At 62.1% G+C, this 17,063-nt stretch carries 11 protein-coding genes and 5 pseudogenes; 8 read left to right on the forward strand and 8 right to left on the reverse strand.

Annotation, left to right across the window (positions count from 1 at the left end; all coding sequences use genetic code 11):
* Window positions 1-183: 183 nt before the first annotated feature.
* The 3 genes and pseudogenes from MHI61_RS18330 to MHI61_RS18340 all read right to left on the reverse strand — a co-directional run.
* The gene (locus MHI61_RS18330) at window positions 184-900 is read right to left on the reverse strand and encodes an SOS response-associated peptidase (RefSeq protein WP_239789994.1); all 717 of its coding nucleotides are present in this window, start codon (window positions 898-900) and stop codon (window positions 184-186) included.
* Window positions 901-992: 92 nt separating this feature from the next.
* Window positions 993-1,202, reverse strand: coding sequence for a hypothetical protein (locus MHI61_RS18335; protein ID WP_239789995.1), 210 nt, complete (start codon window positions 1,200-1,202; stop codon window positions 993-995).
* Between the two features lie 483 nt (window positions 1,203-1,685).
* Window positions 1,686-1,778, reverse strand: a pseudogene (locus tag MHI61_RS18340) (CopG family transcriptional regulator); the annotation flags it as partial.
* 5 nt (window positions 1,779-1,783) lie between these two features.
* Between MHI61_RS18340 and MHI61_RS18345 the strand changes: the two are divergent.
* A pseudogene (locus MHI61_RS18345) lies at window positions 1,784-2,053 on the forward strand (ATP-dependent DNA ligase); the annotation flags it as partial.
* On the opposite strand, the pseudogene MHI61_RS18350 reads toward MHI61_RS18345, so the two are convergent.
* The 3 genes and pseudogenes from MHI61_RS18350 to MHI61_RS18360 all read right to left on the reverse strand — a co-directional run.
* Window positions 2,054-2,140: pseudogene (locus MHI61_RS18350) on the reverse strand (DNA-3-methyladenine glycosylase I); the annotation flags it as partial.
* 4 nt (window positions 2,141-2,144) lie between these two features.
* Window positions 2,145-2,432: a YciI family protein gene (locus MHI61_RS18355; protein WP_239789996.1), complete on the reverse strand. Its 288-nt coding sequence runs from the start codon at window positions 2,430-2,432 to the stop codon at window positions 2,145-2,147.
* Window positions 2,433-2,444: 12 nt separating this feature from the next.
* The gene (locus MHI61_RS18360) at window positions 2,445-3,053 is read right to left on the reverse strand and encodes a TetR/AcrR family transcriptional regulator (protein WP_239789997.1); all 609 of its coding nucleotides are present in this window, start codon (window positions 3,051-3,053) and stop codon (window positions 2,445-2,447) included.
* A gap of 270 nt (window positions 3,054-3,323) precedes the next feature.
* Between MHI61_RS18360 and MHI61_RS18365 the strand changes: the two genes are divergently transcribed.
* The 3 genes and pseudogenes from MHI61_RS18365 to MHI61_RS18375 all read left to right on the forward strand — a co-directional run.
* Window positions 3,324-3,590 (forward strand): BON domain-containing protein, encoded by a 267-nt coding sequence (locus tag MHI61_RS18365; RefSeq protein WP_239789998.1) that lies wholly within the window; start codon window positions 3,324-3,326, stop codon window positions 3,588-3,590.
* A gap of 134 nt (window positions 3,591-3,724) precedes the next feature.
* Complete coding sequence (locus MHI61_RS18370; RefSeq protein ID WP_239789999.1) at window positions 3,725-4,120, forward strand: DUF1236 domain-containing protein; 396 nt, start codon at window positions 3,725-3,727, stop codon at window positions 4,118-4,120.
* A gap of 87 nt (window positions 4,121-4,207) precedes the next feature.
* Window positions 4,208-4,390, forward strand: a pseudogene (locus MHI61_RS18375) (Crp/Fnr family transcriptional regulator); the annotation flags it as partial.
* Window positions 4,391-4,545: 155 nt separating this feature from the next.
* Here the strand turns inward: MHI61_RS18375 and MHI61_RS18380 are convergent.
* Window positions 4,546-5,046 carry a GFA family protein gene (locus tag MHI61_RS18380; RefSeq protein ID WP_239790000.1) on the reverse strand — a complete coding sequence of 167 codons (501 nt, stop codon included), beginning with the start codon at window positions 5,044-5,046 and terminating at the stop codon, window positions 4,546-4,548.
* A gap of 486 nt (window positions 5,047-5,532) precedes the next feature.
* Between MHI61_RS18380 and MHI61_RS18385 the strand changes: the two genes are divergently transcribed.
* From MHI61_RS18385 to MHI61_RS18395, 3 genes and pseudogenes are all read left to right on the forward strand, one after another.
* Window positions 5,533-10,458: a cadherin-like domain-containing protein gene (locus MHI61_RS18385; RefSeq protein ID WP_239790001.1), complete on the forward strand. Its 4,926-nt coding sequence runs from the start codon at window positions 5,533-5,535 to the stop codon at window positions 10,456-10,458.
* Window positions 10,459-10,597: 139 nt separating this feature from the next.
* Window positions 10,598-12,318: pseudogene (locus tag MHI61_RS18390) on the forward strand (type I secretion system permease/ATPase).
* A gap of 60 nt (window positions 12,319-12,378) precedes the next feature.
* Window positions 12,379-13,692 (forward strand): HlyD family type I secretion periplasmic adaptor subunit, encoded by a 1,314-nt coding sequence (locus tag MHI61_RS18395; protein WP_239790002.1) that lies wholly within the window; start codon window positions 12,379-12,381, stop codon window positions 13,690-13,692.
* A 424-nt stretch (window positions 13,693-14,116) separates the two neighbouring features.
* On the opposite strand, the gene MHI61_RS18400 is transcribed toward MHI61_RS18395, so the two are convergent.
* On the reverse strand, window positions 14,117-15,691 hold the full coding sequence (locus MHI61_RS18400; protein ID WP_239790003.1) for a carboxylesterase family protein: 1,575 nt from the start codon (window positions 15,689-15,691) through the stop codon (window positions 14,117-14,119).
* A gap of 463 nt (window positions 15,692-16,154) precedes the next feature.
* On the opposite strand from MHI61_RS18400, the gene MHI61_RS18405 reads away from it, so the two are divergent.
* Window positions 16,155-16,889 carry a phosphotransferase gene (locus MHI61_RS18405; RefSeq protein ID WP_239790004.1) on the forward strand — a complete coding sequence of 245 codons (735 nt, stop codon included), beginning with the start codon at window positions 16,155-16,157 and terminating at the stop codon, window positions 16,887-16,889.
* The last annotated feature ends 174 nt before the right edge of the window (window positions 16,890-17,063 follow it).

Raw genomic sequence — 17,063 nt, forward strand, 5'->3', positions numbered from 1 at the left:
AAACAATCGGTCGCACCACTCGCTGCGCTGCTTCGTGCGAAGCCTTCCCGCAGTGCCGGTTTGAACAGCAAGATGCCCCGCCGGGACGGGGCATTTCGTACCAGACCGATGCGACCTTATCAGGGATGCCGCACCGAAGGAGCGGACAGGTAAAAGAATGACATGGTTCGGGAAATCGTCAATTTACCTGAACTTACTAATCCTCTGCCGAGCCTGTTTTCCGCTGAGATCAACTCGACTTAAGACCTCAGGTCCACCGTTTCTCCTAGTGCTAATGCGGCGCGCAATCGGCCACATCGTCATCGCTTCGGGATCGAACGGCTTCATCAGGTCGCGTGGGTCTGGAGCTGCGGACAGCCATCGCTCATAATGCTCGGGGCGAAGCACTACCGGCATGCGATTATGGATTGTCGCGATCAGCTCGTTGGGGTCACAGGTCGCGATGGCGAAGGTTCGGATGTCGATGCCGACAGGATGACGCCAAACCTCCCAGATCCCTGCTAGAGCGAAAGTCGACCGATCCTTCAACGTGACAGCATGCGGCTGTTTGCCCTCGCTCCATTCAATGAAGCCACTGACCGGGACCAGGCAGCGGCGTGACCGGTAAGCTTCCCGGAACATCTGATGAGTTGCCATTATATCACCGCGGACGATTGCCGGCGCGTGTCTGCGTGGGTCGATCCACGTTGGCATGAAGCCCCAGCGGGCGATAGCGAAAGCAGGTTTCGACTCACCTCCCTGCCGTTCATTGTCTTGGATGATGATGTGGTAAACTTCGGCCGGAGCGCCGTTGTATCTCGGGACGCGGCCGCCGAGATCGTCGATGTTACCCCGCTTAGCGAAGCTAAAACTTTCGGCCATTGAGTCAAACGATCGATCAATGTAGATGCGACGGCACATGCACAACTCCGCAACGGTTGACGTTCCGATTATGTGGCGTCGATGAACCACGTCAATATCGAGCTGTGCCAGGCTTTCCCACTCACTTCTCGCTAAGAGGTTCTGATCAACAGCCGCATCAGAGCGTCCTCGTCCTTCACCCCTTGCTGAAACGAGTGGATAATTCGGCGGGCAAGCTCCTCGCGATCCTCGACGTCTACGATCTGTCGTGTTGAACTGACGCGATCAAAAACCCTTTGGCACAGGGCGACCTCTTCGTTTCCCATCGCAGTTTGTGCTTCCGTTAACTTGGATCTGATCATGATCGCCCTCACACCTCGCTCACGTGGGTTAGGATGGGGAGACGGCGGTTCAAGCCGGACAAATCAAGAGCGCTTCTTGACTATCGTTCGCCGCCCCAGATAACGCGTCCGCCATAGCGATAAGCAAACCGTTGTGCTTCGCGGCAGCTTGTCGGCGGGGGTTGATGCCCAGCAGGTCGATCATACAGCCACACGCGGCAGAAGCCCGGAGGCGGCAGATGACCACGGGGAATGCGAGAGGAGTGACGCCTGAAATCTTCTCGATGCTCCCAGCTTCGATAGGAACGTTTGCCGCTCTCGTCCTTGCCGGGATCCGCAAGAGAGGGAGTGGTTATCACGGCGAAAACACCAGCGAGTAAAACGTATCGCAGCATTGGAGCACCTCCGAGCGTCGTTGGAACAAACCTCTCACTTGTCGCCTGAACTTACGCTGAACCACGCGGGTAGTCGTTTCCCCCGTCCGTGTTCGACGCGGCCTCCGAGTTAAGCGTTTCCGCCAACCTCTCCATCTTCATCCAGCTGATGCACCGGCAGATAGGCGCTCCTCTCCATCCACTCTCGGACAGTGTATCTGATGACGCGGCATCGGGCGGCTTCTGCTCGCCGCGCGCAAGGGTGACCAGCTCGTCTATGTCGGCGGAGTCGGAACCGGCTTCAACGAACGTTCCGCCGGCGAGCTGCGGGAGCGGATGGACAAGCTGATCATCGGCAAGTCAGCCGTGGATACTGGAACGGAGCGAAATGCTGTGTTAGTCCGTCCTGAACTGGTCGCCGAGATCGAATATCGTGCCCGGACACATGATGGGAAACTGCGGCATCCGTCATATAAGGGGCTGCGGGAGGATCAGGACGGTGTCGTGATAGGGCAGGAATTCCGGAGCGGCCGCGCACCAGCGGCAACGAGGCTGCCCATCGGGGCCGAAGACCGTCGCGCTCACCTTCTTACCCCCGGAGAAAGGCCAAACGGTCGTCGGTGCGGCCGGGTGCAATTTCAAAAATCTCGGCGCTCACGACACCCTCCGCAACGAAAGGGTCTTGCTGGAGGCGCATCTCGAGATCGGTGCGGGTTGTGTTGTGGGCGAGCACCGCTCCGCCTGCCCTTGGCAGAAGGCTTCCGGCAAGGAGGAAGACACCATCGTCAAATCCCTGCTTGATCCAGGCATTATGCCCTTCCATCAGGGCGGACGCTCGGGCGGTGTTGGCTGAGAATTTAAGTGTAACGACGAACATGCAGGGCCTCTTTCAGGCGTTCTGGGTGGAAACGGATTCGGGTTGATCGCTGGGATTGGGTCGCTGCGCTGCCAACCACAGGCACATATCGTCAACTTCACGGCGGACGAAGCCGTCGTCGCGGAAGGCGGTCGCGAGCGTCGCGACGCCCTGGCTTCGCATCAAGATGTGCATGGCAAGCGCATCGGCATCGGTCTCACGGCCAAGTGCCGCAAACTGGCGCGAGAGCCAGTCGCGAAACAGAGTGAAAAGCTTCGTCGCCTCGTCCCTGGCGGTGTGGTCGAGTTTGGCGAGTTCGTTGCTAAGCGTGCCGACAGGGCAGCCGAAGGCCATGATCTTTGTCTGGTTGGTGATGAGGATATTGATGAAGTTGCGAATTCGTTCGCCCGGGGCTTCAGCCCCAGCCTCCCACGCATCCAGCATCGCCTCGGTCATTGAAAGACGATGGGCGATGACCGCATCGAGAATCTCGTCTTTCGTCTTGAAATGATAGTAGAAGTTGCCTCGCGAAAGTCCGACGAGCTCCGCAATGTCGGCGAAGGACGTCGCCTCGAAGCCCCGCTTGTAAAAGAGCTCGTCTGCAGCCTCGACAATCTGCAGTCGTGTGGTTGCTGCCGCCAAGCGCCCGATCCTCCATCGCCATTGCCTAGGACAATTGCCCTACAAGCCTATTAGGACAATTGACCTAGAGGCGTCAAGGGGTCTGGCCTCGCTTCCTGCGAGCAATAGCAAGGCTTCGCTCTCGTCCGGAGGCCGCCGCCGATATTGGTCGACAGCTGACAAGTCATCAGGAAGGCGGACCTAAGTCGGGATAGCCAACGCAGGGTGCGCTTCTCATATACGTGTGTGAGGCAACGTTAAGTCTGTTGAGGGGCGGAACAGGAGGAGAATATGAGCTTCGGCCCCAACCATCATGAAGAGCGCTGCTCGGAAGGCCACAGTACGGCATCGACCATCGCGACGATATCGGCTGCCCTTTCCGCCGACCCGGGAATTGACAGCAGCGCGATCGAGATCAGGATGCTCGGTCCGGTCGTGCTGCTTGAAGGCTACATCACGAAGGCCGCAGATCGCGACAAAGCCATCGCGATTGCAGCCATGATCGTCGGCTGGGAAAACGTCCAAGACAGGATGCTGAGCCGCTTTCCCATACAGTAGTCCACGGGACCGGCGATCGGCGATCGGACGAAGGTCCCATCATGCCTCCGCCTGAAGGCCCATATCTGGAACACTTCCTCCATTTTCCGGTTTGGCTTCCCAGCGGAAGCAACCGCTTCAAAGGAGGAAAAACAATGAATATCAAAGCAGTAGGAATCGCGGCCAGTGTGCTGCTGGCATCGACGTCCGCCTTTGCGCAGTCGTCGACGGTAACAGGCGCAGCGGGTGGCGCTGCAACGGGCGCGATTGTCGGCGGCCCGGTCGGCGCGGCTGTCGGCGGCATCGTCGGCGGCGTGGCAGGCAGCATCATCGATCCGCCGCCGCCAAAGGTGGTGACCTATGTTCAGCAGGTTCCGGCCCCGACCGAACGCGTCGTGGTGAAGGAGAAGGTCGTCGTCGGACAACCCCTGCCGGAGACCGTGGTCGTGACACCCATTCCCGATGATCCCAAATACGCATACGCGATTGTCAACGACCAGCGTGTGATCGTCGAACCTTCCTCGCGGACGGTGATCCAGGTCATCCAGTGACCTTCGGGCGGCTCAAGCCGCCCCTTCACGCCACAGGGCGCGCCTGCGAGGCAGCGCCCTGCCCCGATCGCTCGTCCTCGATTCCGCTCCATGATGCTTTCGGTGCGGCGCGCCAGCGTGACGACGGCATTGCATGTGCTGGAAGGCAACGGCTTCATCCGAGCCGAGCGTGGCAATGTCATCATCAGGAACCGTGAGGCGATGGAGGAATTCGCTTACGATGCCTATGGCATACCCGAGTCAGAGTACCGCCGACTGAGGCTCTTCTGAAAGACGGAAGTTTGACGCGTCAGCGGCGCCGAGGTCAGCCCCGTCCACCCCGCCGCCTTCATTGAAGATCATGCCACGCCCGCACGATACATCTGATCATCTCCCCTCTTCGCCAAGAAGGATTGCGTGACAGCCCGCGGCAATGAGGATGCGTATCAGCCTTCACGCTCCCTCACCGCCCAGGAAGCAGTATCGTGATCGGGGTGCTGGTTGTTGCTCGCCTTGATCGCCGCGGCCCAGTCGGCGCCGTTGGTCTCGGTCGCACCGGTATTTTCCAAGCCGGTGATCGTATCGAACCAGGTCACCATGTTCTCGGTGCAGGTATTGGCCAGCGGCGGGAAGGCGTTGGGATCGTCGAGCGAACCGATCATCAGGTTGGTGCGGCCGTTTTCCAGGTGGTGGAAGAACAAGGGCGTGCCGCAATTGGCGCAGAAGCCACGCTCGACCAGCTCCGAGCTCTTCCAGACGCTCGGCTTGCCGCGTGTCCAGGTCAGCGCATCATCGGGCGCGGCGACGAGCGCGGCAAAGATGCTGCCCGAGGCTTTCTGGCACATGCGGCAATGGCAGAGATGCGAATTGTCGAACATGACGCTTGCATGGTAGCGCACGGCGCCGCACTGGCAGCCGCCGCTCACTTCCCTCTCGATGCGCTGCATTTTTCTTCTCCTGCAAGAAGCGGATTTGGCCGCATCTCTTTTAGGTTGTCGTCTTTCGATCGTCCAGCTCCATGGCCTGCGTCGACACGGATTTGTCCGCCAACCATCGAAGCTCTTCGTTCGCGTTTCTGAGAGTTGAGCAGAGTTCCCGCAGCAGGCCCAACCTTGACCGCGTACCGCACCACGCCGTCGGTGGCGGGGAACTCTTGCGTGTCGATAAGCGGAAACTGCGGGCCATTTGGATGCTGGCCCAAATAATCATATGAATTGGCGAACGAGTTTATGCACAGGCAACTTAACTCTATTGTATAGTTTGTAACATTTTATGCATCTTCTAGGTTACTATTTGGAAGAATATAATATACCTTGCAGCTGGGCATGTTTATTCCGCGATTTCTTCGGCGACGTGGTGGGGCACCCAGATTAGAAATAGTAATTGGGCGACAAACACTTCCGTCGTCCGCAGTATCACTGGGGGAATTGTAAATGGCGACTACGACAGTATCAGGCACGACCGTGACGTTTTCGAATTCAGGTGCGGCAGCCGATCTGACGCAATCCGGCACCGAGGACGGCAGCCTTCAGTTCACGTTCGACGTCCTGGGCGCAAGCGGCGGCGGAGTGAAGACGACGATCTATTCGGCGGATGACGGCGTCAAAAACGACGACGGAGGGGCAGCCATCCTCGTTACCAACAAGGCGTTTGTCGACTACAACAAGGACCTGCTGATCCAGGACGGCGTCGGCATTAGCTTCAGCCAAACCAGCCAGATGGGAGCAACATTCTGGATCGGCAGTGACAACAAGATCCACTATGACGCAGCCGGTCTAAGCGCCCAGATCAACGCGCTCGATGCCGGAGAAACCTTCACTGACACGATCCAGTACACGATCAAGATGTCGAACGGTACGCTCAGCGTCGGCACGCTGACGGTTGCGATCAACGGCATCAATGACGCGCCTGTGCTCAGCAGCAATGCGGCGACGCTGGCGGCGGGCAGCGAGGACACTCCCTACACGTTCAGCACTGCCGACCTGCTGGCCGGCTTCACCGATGCCGAGGGCGACCAGATGTCGGTCGCCGGCCTCACCGCCAATCATGGCGCGCTGGTCGACAACAATAACGGCACCTGGACCTTCACGCCGGATGCCAACTACAACGGCCCGGTCAGCCTCAGCTACACCGTCACCGACGGCAACGGCGGCAGTGTGCCGGCAACGCAGAGCTTCACGCTGGCGGCCGTCAACGACGCACCCGTCCTCAGCGGCAATGCGGCGACCCTGGTCGCAGGCACCGAGGACACGGCCTACACGATCAGCACCGCTGACCTGCTGGCCGGCTTCACCGATGTCGACGGCGACCAGTTGTCGGTCGCCGGCCTCACCGCCGATCATGGCGCGCTGATAGACAACAATGACGGCAGCTGGACCTTCACGCCTGATGCCAACTACAACGGCCCGGTCAGCCTCAGCTACAGCGTCGTCGACGGCCATGGCGGCAGTCTGCCGGCAACCCAGAGCTTGACGCTGGATGCGGTCAACGACGCCCCGGTCCTCAGCGGCAATGCAGCAACACTGGCAGGCAGCGAGGACACGCCCTACACGATCAGCAGCGCCGACCTGCTGGCCGGCTTTACCGATGTCGATGGCGACCAGCTCTCGATCGCCGGCCTCACCGCCGATCATGGCGCCCTCATCGACAACAATGACGGCAGCTGGACCTTCACGCCTGATGCCAACTACAACGGCCCGGTCAGCCTCAGCTACTCCGTCACCGACGGCAACGGCGGCAGTGTCCCGGCAAGCCAGAGCTTCACGCTGTCGGCGGTCAACGACGCACCGGTCCTTAGCGGCAATGCGGCGACGCTGGCGGCAGGCAGTGAGGACACGCCCTACACGTTCAGCGCCGCCGACCTGCTGGCCGGCTTCACCGATGTCGACGGCGACCAGTTGTCGGTCGCCGGCCTCACCGCCGATCATGGCGCGCTGATAGACAACAATGACGGCAGCTGGACCTTCACGCCTGATGCCAACTACAACGGCCCGGTCAGCCTCAGCTACAGCGTCGTCGACGGCCATGGCGGCAGTCTGCCGGCAACCCAGAGCTTGACGCTGGATGCGGTCAACGACGCCCCGGTCCTCAGCGGCAATGCAGCAACACTGGCAGGCAGCGAGGACACGCCCTACACGATCAGCAGCGCCGACCTGCTGGCCGGTTTCACCGATGTCGAGGGCGACCAGATGTCGGTCGCCGGCCTCACCGCCGATCATGGCGCCCTGATAGACAACAATGACGGCAGCTGGACCTTCACGCCTGATGCCAACTACAACGGCCCGGTCAACCTCAGCTACACCGTCACTGACGGCAATGGCGGCAGTGTCCCGGCAAGCCAGAGCTTCACACTGGCGGCGGTCAACGACGCCCCGGTCCTCAGCGGCAACGCAGCGACGCTGGCGGCAGGGGCCGAGGACACGGCCTACACGATCAGCACCGCCGACCTGCTGGCCGGCTTCACCGATGTCGACGGCGACCAGCTGTCGGTCGCCGGCCTCACCGCCGATCATGGCGCGCTGATAGACAACAATGACGGCACCTGGACCTTCACGCCTGATGCCAACTACAACGGCCCGGTCAGCCTCAGCTACTCCGTCACCGACGGCAATGGCGGCAGTGTCCCGGCAAGCCAGAGCTTCACGCTGTCGGCGGTCAACGACGCCCCGGTCCTCAGCGGCAACGCAGCGACGCTGGCGGCAGGCAGTGAGGACACGCCCTACACGTTCAGCGCCGCCGACCTGCTGGCCGGCTTCACCGATGTCGACGGCGATCAGCTGTCGGTCGCCGGCCTCACCGCCGATCATGGCGCCCTGGTCGACAACAATGACGGCAGCTGGACCTTCACGCCGGCCGCAAACTACAACGGCCCGGTCAGCCTCAGCTATACCGTCACCGACGGCAATGGCGGCAGTGTCCCGGCAAGCCAGAGCTTCACGCTTGATGCGGTCAACGATGCACCGGTCCTCAGCGGCAACGCAGCGACGCTGTCGGCAGGCAGCGAGGACACGCCCTACACGTTCAGCACTGCCGACCTGCTGGCCGGTTTCACCGATGTCGACGGCGACCAGATGTCGGTCGCCGGCCTCACCGCCGATCATGGCGCGCTGATAGACAACAATGACGGCACCTGGACCTTCACGCCTGATGCCAACTACAACGGCCCGGTCAGCCTCAGCTACACCGTCACCGACGGCAATGGCGGCAGTGTCCCGGCCAGCCAGAGCTTCACACTGGCGGCCGTCAACGACGCGCCAGTCCTCAGCGGCAATGCGACAACGCTGTCGGCAGGCAGCGAGGACACGGCCTACACGATCAGCACCGCCGACCTGCTGGCCGGCTTCACCGATGTCGACGGCGACCAGTTGTCGGTCGCCGGGCTCACCGCCGATCATGGCGCCCTGGTCGACAATAACGACGGCACCTGGACCTTCTCGCCGGCCGCAAACTACAACGGCCCGGTCAGCCTCAGCTACACCGTCACCGACGGCAACGGCGGCAGTGTCCCGGCAAGCCAGAGCTTCACGCTTGATGCGGTCAACGACGCGCCAGTCCTCAGCGGCAATGCGGCGACGCTGGCGGCGGGCAGTGAGGACACGCCCTACACCTTCAGCACTGCCGACCTGCTGGCCGGCTTCACCGATGTCGACGGCGACCAGTTGTCGGTCTCCGGCCTCAGCGCCGATCATGGCGCCCTGGTCGACAACAATGACGGCAGCTGGACCTTCACGCCTGATGCCAACTACAACGGCCCGGTCAACCTCAGCTACACCGTCACCGACGGCCACGGCGGCAGTGTCCCGGCAAGCCAGAGCTTCACACTGGCGGCGGTCAACGACGCCCCCGTCCTCAGCGGCAACGCAGCGACGCTGGCGGCAGGGGCCGAGGACACGGCCTACACGATCAGCACCGCCGACCTGCTGGCCGGCTTCACCGATGTCGACGGCGACCAGTTGTCGGTCTCCGGCCTCAGCGCCGATCATGGCGCCCTGGTCGACAACAATGACGGCAGCTGGACCTTCACGCCTGATGCCAACTACAACGGCCCGGTCAACCTCAGCTACACCGTCACCGACGGCCACGGCGGCAGTGTCCCGGCAAGCCAGAGCTTCACACTGGCGGCGGTCAACGACGCCCCCGTCCTCAGCGGCAACGCAGCGACGCTGGCGGCAGGGGCCGAGGACACGGCCTACACGATCAGCACCGCCGACCTGCTGGCCGGCTTCACCGATGTCGACGGCGACCAGCTGTCGGTCGCCGGCCTCACCGCCGATCATGGCGCCCTGATAGACAACAATGACGGCACCTGGACCTTCACGCCTGATGCCAACTACAACGGCCCGGTCAGCCTCAGCTACGCCGTTACCGACGGCAATGGCGGCAGTGTGCCGGCAAGCCAGAGCTTCACGCTGGCGGCGGTCAATGATGCTCCGTCGGCGGTTGTGTTGTCGAACACAGTCACGTCGACGCCCGAAAATGGGGGCGTGATCAAAGTTGCCGATATCGCGGTGACGGATGTCGATTCCGGAAGCAACGTGCTGTCGCTGTCTGGAAGTGACGTCGCCTCATTCACGATCTTGAATGGCGCGCTGTACTTCAACGGTGGCGCGGACTTCGAGGCGAAGGCCGGCTACGACGTGACCGTTGTTGTGAATGATGCAACGGTTGGCGGCACGCCGGACGCCTCGCATAACTTCCATCTCGGCATCACCGACGTGATCGAAAGCGACAGCGATACGAGCAATGACCACGATACGGACACAGCGACCGCCACAACGACAAATTGGGGCGAAACCAACGGTGTCGATACCAAGGTCGGAAATGCGGCCGACAATACAATCAGCGGCGGCAACTCCGGTGATATCCTCTATGGCCAGGCAGGTAACGACACGCTGAATGGAAATAACGGGGCCGATAAGCTCTACGGCCAGGCAGGTAACGACATACTGATCGGAAGCCAAGGCCTGGACACGTTGTACGGGGGCTCCGGCAACGACACGCTCAATGGCAGCGGCGAGCAGGATGACCTTTGGGGCGGCTCCGGCAATGACACATTTGTGTTTACCTCAGCGGGCGACAGCACGTCCGTCGCCCCGGACACGATCCGTGACTTCCACCATGGGTTTGACAAGATCGATGTGAGCGGGCTCGACGCGTATACGCTCAACCCCAGCACGCCGGGTGACCAAGCGTTCGCCTGGGGTGGAACAACGGTGACGGCCCACGGTGCCTGGTACACGGAAAGCGGCGGCAACACGATCCTTCACTTCGATACCAATGGGGACGCGAATACCGACGAAACGACGATCGTCTTGACAGGCACAAACCTGGGTTTGACGGATTCGGATTTCCTCCTCTGATCAAAACGGCGGCCAGCTTTCCGGCCTTGTCGCCACCGCGGCGGTTTCATCGCGGTGGCGGGCCTACAGCCGATCTTTCGATCAGCACGACGGAAGAACGGGGTAAAAGCCGCCTGCGGTACTTGAAAGAAGAAGTATCATGTTTGCTTTCCTGAACCTCAGCGTCTTCGGCGGTCTCGTCGCCGCGAGCCTCGTCATCAACTTGCTGGCGCTGACCTCGCCGCTGTTCATGCTGCAGATCTACGACCGGGTTCTGGCGAGCGGAAGCGTTCCGACGCTGGTCGGCCTCGGTGTTCTCGCGCTCTGGCTTTACGGTTTTCAGGCGGCGCTCGACATCCTTCGTTCGCGCATCCTGCTGCGCATCGGCGAGCGCTTCGACCGGGACCTGTCCGACCGGGTGCATGCGGCGGTGACGCGCCTGCCGCTCATCGCCCGCATGCCCGGCGACGGCCTGCAGCCGCTGCGCGATCTCGATAATGTGCGCGGTTTCCTGTCGGGCGCAGGCCCGACGGCGCTCTTCGACCTTCCGTGGATCCCGCTCTATCTCGCCATCTGCTTCATCTTCCATTTCTGGCTCGGCATGACGGCGCTTGCCGGGGCGATCGTGCTGGTGTCGCTGACGCTGCTGACGAACATGCTGTCGCAGAAGGCAATCCAGGAGGTGACGGCCCACAACATGGCCCGCAACGGGCTGATGGAAGCCGCTCGCCGCAATGCTGAGGTCGTCCATGCGATGGGTCTTTCGCGCCGGATCGGCGCGCGCTGGCAGAAAGCCAATTCCGATTATCTCAAGGCGAACCGCCGGGCGGGCGATGTCACGGGCGGCCTTGGCGGCCTTGCCAAGGCGTTGCGCGCGATCCTGCAATCGACAATGCTCGGCGTCGGCGCCTGGCTGGTCATCGATCAGGTCGCGACGCCCGGCGTGATGATCGCCGCTTCGATCATGATGGGCCGTGCGCTTGCCCCGGTCGATCTCGCCATCGCCAACTGGAAGCCCTTCCTTATGGCGCGGCAGAGCTGGGCCCGGCTGCAGGAGATGCTGAAGACGGTGCCGGAACAACCGAGCGCCTTGCCGCTGCCGAAGCCGGTGCGGGAACTGCGCGCCGAAGAGCTCACCATCATTCCCCCGGGGAACGCAGGCCGAATGTCGCCGGCGTCGGCTTTGTCATGCAGCGCGGAACCGCTCTCGGCATCATCGGGCCGTCCGGCTCGGGCAAGTCGAGCCTCGCACGGGTGCTGGTCGGGGCATGGGCGCCGGCGGCCGGGAATGTCCGCCTTGACGGGGCGAGCCTCGACCATTGGGACAAGGAGGCGCTTGGCCGCCATATCGGCTATCTGCCACAGGGTGTCGAACTGTTCGACGGCACCATCGCCGAGAACATCGCCCGTTTCGAGGATGATCCCGATCCGGAGGCGATCGTGGCAGCGGCGAAAGCGGCGGGCGCGCACGAATTGATCCTTTCCTTCGGGAAGGGCTATGAGACCCGCATTGGCGAAGGCGGCTCAGCGCTGTCGGCCGGTCAGCGCCAGCGTATCGGCATTGCCCGGGCGCTTTACGGCGATCCCTTCCTCGTGGTGATGGACGAGCCGAACGCCAACCTCGACGCCGAGGGCGAGGCAGCCGTGGTCAGGGCCATCGTCTCGGTTCGCGAGCGCGGCGGCATCGCGATCGTCGTCGCGCACCGGCCGAGCGCGATCAGCGTCGTCGACAAGGTGCTGATGATGGAGGGTGGCCGCCAGCGCGCCTTCGGTCCGAAAGACGAGGTGCTGTCAAAGGTTCTGCAGGTGGCTCCTGCTCCGGCAAGGGGCCGTGCAGAGGCAGGTAACAGGCTCCAGACGAATACGGCGCGCAGACGATGACGAGAGACGCCGAATACCAGCTTGGCAGCGCTTGAAACAAAATGACGATGGGGGACATCCATGACCGGGACTGACAGGGACGGCAGCCTTTCCGCTTCCATTCGCCGGCACTTGCTCGCGAGCCTGGTGATCTGTGGCGGCCTTGTCGTCGGCATTGGCGGCTGGGCATCGACGACGAACCTCGCCGGAGCCGCGGTGGCTTCCGGCAGTTTCGTGGTCGACTCCCATGTCAAGAAGGTTCAGCATCCGACCGGCGGCGTGGTTGGCGAAATCCTGGTTCACGAGGGCTCGGAGGTGAAAGCCGGCGACGTGGTGCTCAGGCTCGATGCCACGGCGACGCGCGCCAATCTGGCGATCGTCACACGAAGGCTGGATGAATTCCAGGCGCGCTTCGCGCGGCTCGGGGCCGAACGCGACGACCTGCCGGCGATCGTGTTCCCTGACAGCCTGCTCACTCGGCGCGACGATCCCGAAATCGCCGCGATCCTGCGCGGAGAAGAACGGCTCTTCGCCATCCGCCGCGAGGCGCTGCGAAGCAAGACGGCGCAATTGCGCGAACGCATTCTTCAGTACCAGCACGAGATCGAGGGCGTGAAGGCGCAGGAGATCGCCTATAGCGAGGGCATCGAGGTGCTCGACAAGGAAATCGCCTCCCTCACCTCGCTGCGCATGCAGGGTGCGGTGTCGGACCAGCGGCTGAACAGCCTCAAGACCCAGCGCGCCACCTTCGGCGGAGACCGCGGCGAGCAGATCGCCGCTCAGGCGCAGGCTGCCGGCCGCATCACCGAGACGAACCTCCAGATTCTCCAGGTCGATCAGGATCTGAAGGCCGAGGTCGGACGGGAACTGCGCGATACGCAGGCGCAGATCGGCGAGTATGTCGAGCGCAAGATTGCCGCCGAGGACGAGCTGAAGCGCACCGACATCATCGCGCCGCAGTCCGGCATCGTCCATTCGCTCCAAGCGCATACGATCGGCGGCGTCCTGACGCCGGCCGATCCGATCATGCTGATCGTGCCGGAAAACGACAGCCTGGCGCTGGAAGTGCGGCTCGCACCGAAGGACATCGATCAACTCCAGATCGGCCAGAGGGCGGTGCTGCGCATGTCGGCCTTCAACCAGCGCACCACGCCGGAGCTGAATGGCCATGTCAGCCTCGTCGCCGCCGACCTCACCACCGACCAGCGCAGCGGGCTTTCCTACTATCTCGTGCGTATAGCGGTGCCGCCTGAAGAACTGAAGAAGCTGGATGGCCTGACGCTGCTGCCGGGCATGCCGGCCGAGGCCTTCATCCAGACCAGCGAGCGTACCGCGCTATCCTATTTCGTCAAACCGCTCACCGACCAGCTCAACCGAGCCTTCCGGGATGAATAGGACGTCCTGAAGGCGCGTCTGTCTTGCGGCCTCGCAGCGACCCTCCTGACATGAGCGACCCACTCCGGCACCTGAAGCTAGTCGTCTTCCGATCATCCAGCCTCGCCGGAGCAGATGCAATTCTGATGCAAGGAGCCGCGTTGGAGCGTGTCCTTCGAGGCTCCGGCCTCTGGCCTGCGCACCTCAGGATGAGGGAGGTTGGAGAGTGCCGCGGCCTCTCTCCGACCTCATCCTGAGGTGCCCCGCAGGGGCCTCGAAGGACGAGGTCGGCCACCGGCGGTTGATAAATTGGGAATATTTCCGCAGGGCTATCAGAGCCTGACGACCACGCCGCGGTTCCTGTTCGTCTCGGCGGTGAAGGCATGAGGACGTGGATGACGTCTGCATGCACCTCTATGCCGGCCTCGCCCTGTGCATCGGGCCGTCACTTCTTCTCCTCCCAATGGCTTTGCCAGAGGTCGAGCCGGAGCTTCAGCGGATCGGCTCCTACCGTCACGCCGTGATTGGTGAAGTCGATGAGCCTGTCGACGGCCGCGTTGTGGTTGGGCCATTTGGGCCGTGAGCCTGCATTGGGGTCACCATTCGCAGCAAACCCCACCCAGTAAGAACTCGCCAATGTGGCCATGGCCCAGTCGGCTGGCGTCACCTTGTCTTTCACCAGTGCGTTTGGCATGTCGAAAATATAGGGGATTTCGAAGCCGTGCGGCGTGCCTTTCCATGTCGGATCATTGCGTAAGGCCTCGGCGACATAGGAGAAACGATACCACCACGTCGGCTGACCGGTACGGGCAATCTCGTCAGCGAGGTGGCGGGATGGCTCGACAATCGTTCTGTCGGCCAGAACCTGCTGCTTCAGCTCATCGAGGCTCTGTTGGCCGCTGGGATCGTAGAGGCTGCGGGCTTCGGCCGCACGGCTCCCGAACAGCGCGAAAAGATCGTCTTTCGTCGCTGCCTGGCCGAGACCGAGATCGCGATCATTTGCCCCGATGATGACCGGAACCGGCGCCTGGCGGCCCGCCGCAAAAGCTGCTTCCGGCGTTTCGAGCAAAAACCGTCCGTCAATCATCGCGCCTGAGATGCCGACGACGGGCTTGCCTGTCGCCATTCCCGCCAGCACCTCTTCTGCCGATGCACCCTCGGTCAGCTTTTCCGCAGGCAGCGCCCGAAGGGCGGTGAGAGCGTCGGCATCGCTGCCGTCGATTCTGAGAGACGCCGCATAGTCCAAGGCGGTTTTTGCTGCTTCCCTCAAAGATGACAAGGGCGTGACCTCAGCACGCGCGGTCGGCAGACCCGGTGACTGCAGAATGGCGCCCCGGAAAAGCCCCCGTGACAACGGCGATATCATATGCGCCATCACCGAGCCGCCACCGGCCGACTCTCCGAAGATCGTCACTTTCTTCGGATCGCCGCCGAAGGCTTCGATATTCTGCCGGACCCATTTCAGGGCGGCCAGCTGATCCATGTAACCATAGTTGCCGACCGGCTCGTCAGGGGATTCCTTCGTGAGTGCCGGATGGGCAAAATAACCCAATCGACCCATGCGGTAATTCATGCTGACGAACACGACTTTCCGGGCGGCCAGCTGGCTGCCGGGATATTGAGGGGTGTTTCCATGGACAAGAGCGCCGCCGTGAATCCAAACCATCACCGGCAGCAGTATCCGGAGACGCTTGGCGGGCGTCCAGACATTGAGGGTCAAACAATCCTCGGACTTCGGCAGGTCGTCGGTCTGCATGCAGGACGGACCGAAATCGCGGGCATCCCTGGTGCCGCTCCATTTCTCGATCGGTCTCGGATTGCGCCATCTCAGATCACCAACCGGTGGCGCCGCATAGGGTATGCCCTTGAAGCTGACGACCGTGCCCGACCTCTCACCCTTCAGCATTCCGCTGTCGATCGTCACGATATCGTCCGCCGCACCTGATCGTGGCGCGAACACCATCTGACAGGATGCGACGACTAAAAAGAGCAGGAACTTGCGACGGCCGTCCATAAACACCGCCACTCTCCACCGCAAAGTTGAGACAGTTTGAGTGCAAAATACTCTCATAGAGCGGCAACGAAAAGGGTTCGTCCGGCTTCCGTCATTAAAGGCATGTACACTTCCCGACCGCTGGCTCCTTCGAGCTAATTGCAACTTTCGGTAAAGATCATCCCGCGCATCGGATCATTGCGACGACATTCGGCGAGCAGCCGCATGAAGTCGATTGAAGTGGGAAGGAGGTTTGGCGACCTGCCTATAGGGTTCAAACCGTTTTCGTTCCGCCTGCCCAGCCAGCCACGAGGTTGTCAGCCACTCCGGCACCTGAACCAGACTAAACGGTAAATCCTCCGCAATGACCGCTTGGGGCAGATTGCGATCATCGAAACCCCCTGCGGCCTGACCGGACGCGAACATCGTGGCGCCTTAAACTTTCTCTATTTCTGCCGCCGATTCAATCATCGCCGCCAAGGGTCTCGCCATGGGATGGGAAGCACTCGGACAATGGGGTAAAGACGCGGTTCGCATCGAACGACTGACGGGTGGAGTTGCCAACGACGTGTGGAGCGTTCGCGTCCACGGGCAGATCGCGGTCGGTCGTCTCGGCCGCAGGACCGACGCCGATCTCGCATGGGAAACCGAGCTGATCCAATATCTCGACAGTGAAGGCATGCGCGTTCCAGTGCCGATCCCGACGAGTGACGGCCGGCTGTTCGTGGACGGTCTGGTGGTGATGAAATACATGGAGGGCGGACCGCCCGAGACGCAGTCCGACTGGCGTCGCGTGGCCGACACGCTCCGCGAGCTGCATCGGTTGACACGGGGCTGGCGGCAGCGCCCAGGCTGGCGATCGTCGACCGACCTCCTTCACGCCGAAACGGGAACGAGGATCAACCTTACCGCGATGCCGCCCGAGGGCGTTATTCGATGCCGAGCAGCGTGGGCGCGGCTCATTGGACGGCAGACATGCGTTGTCCACGGCAACCCCAACAACACCGGCAACGTCCGCATGACCGCCGAAGGGGTCGCGTTGATCGACTGGGACGAGTCACATGTCGACGTTCCCGACCTCGACCTGGTGCTGCCCGGCAACGCTGCCGGTCTCGACGGCGGCGCGCACGACATCGCCGCGCAAGCGTCAGCCGCATGGGAAGCCGCCGTCTGCTGGCAGGACGAGTACGCCATCAAGCGGCTTGCCGAAGTTCGAGCGGTCTGAACAGTTTCGGCGGATCGCTGGGCCGTATCCATGTCGGGACCTCCGGCGGCCGCATTGCGCCAAGGGGGTGAAGGCAATATTCCGCCGATCGTAAGTATGGTGGGCCGTGCGGAGGTGCTGATAACACAGCCATGCACTTCGATACCAAGGGTGACGCGAATACCGACGAAATGA

This window comes from Rhizobium sp. K102 (assembly GCF_022385315.1).
Taxonomy (GTDB): Bacteria; Pseudomonadota; Alphaproteobacteria; order Rhizobiales; family Rhizobiaceae; genus Rhizobium; species Rhizobium croatiense.

Excerpts from the sequence above, each read along its gene's own strand:
- MHI61_RS18330 (WP_239789994.1), bottom strand. The coding sequence starts at position 900 with ATGTGCCGTCGCATCTACATTGATCGATCGTTTGACTCAATGGCCGAA.
- MHI61_RS18335 (WP_239789995.1), bottom strand. The coding sequence starts at position 1,202 with ATGATCAGATCCAAGTTAACGGAAGCACAAACTGCGATGGGAAACGAA.
- MHI61_RS18355 (WP_239789996.1), bottom strand. The coding sequence starts at position 2,432 with ATGTTCGTCGTTACACTTAAATTCTCAGCCAACACCGCCCGAGCGTCC.
- MHI61_RS18365 (WP_239789998.1), top strand. The coding sequence starts at position 3,324 with ATGAGCTTCGGCCCCAACCATCATGAAGAGCGCTGCTCGGAAGGCCAC.
- MHI61_RS18370 (WP_239789999.1), top strand. The coding sequence starts at position 3,725 with ATGAATATCAAAGCAGTAGGAATCGCGGCCAGTGTGCTGCTGGCATCG.
- MHI61_RS18380 (WP_239790000.1), bottom strand. The coding sequence starts at position 5,046 with ATGCAGCGCATCGAGAGGGAAGTGAGCGGCGGCTGCCAGTGCGGCGCC.
- MHI61_RS18385 (WP_239790001.1), top strand. The coding sequence starts at position 5,533 with ATGGCGACTACGACAGTATCAGGCACGACCGTGACGTTTTCGAATTCA.
- MHI61_RS18395 (WP_239790002.1), top strand. The coding sequence starts at position 12,379 with ATGACCGGGACTGACAGGGACGGCAGCCTTTCCGCTTCCATTCGCCGG.
- MHI61_RS18405 (WP_239790004.1), top strand. The coding sequence starts at position 16,155 with ATGGGATGGGAAGCACTCGGACAATGGGGTAAAGACGCGGTTCGCATC.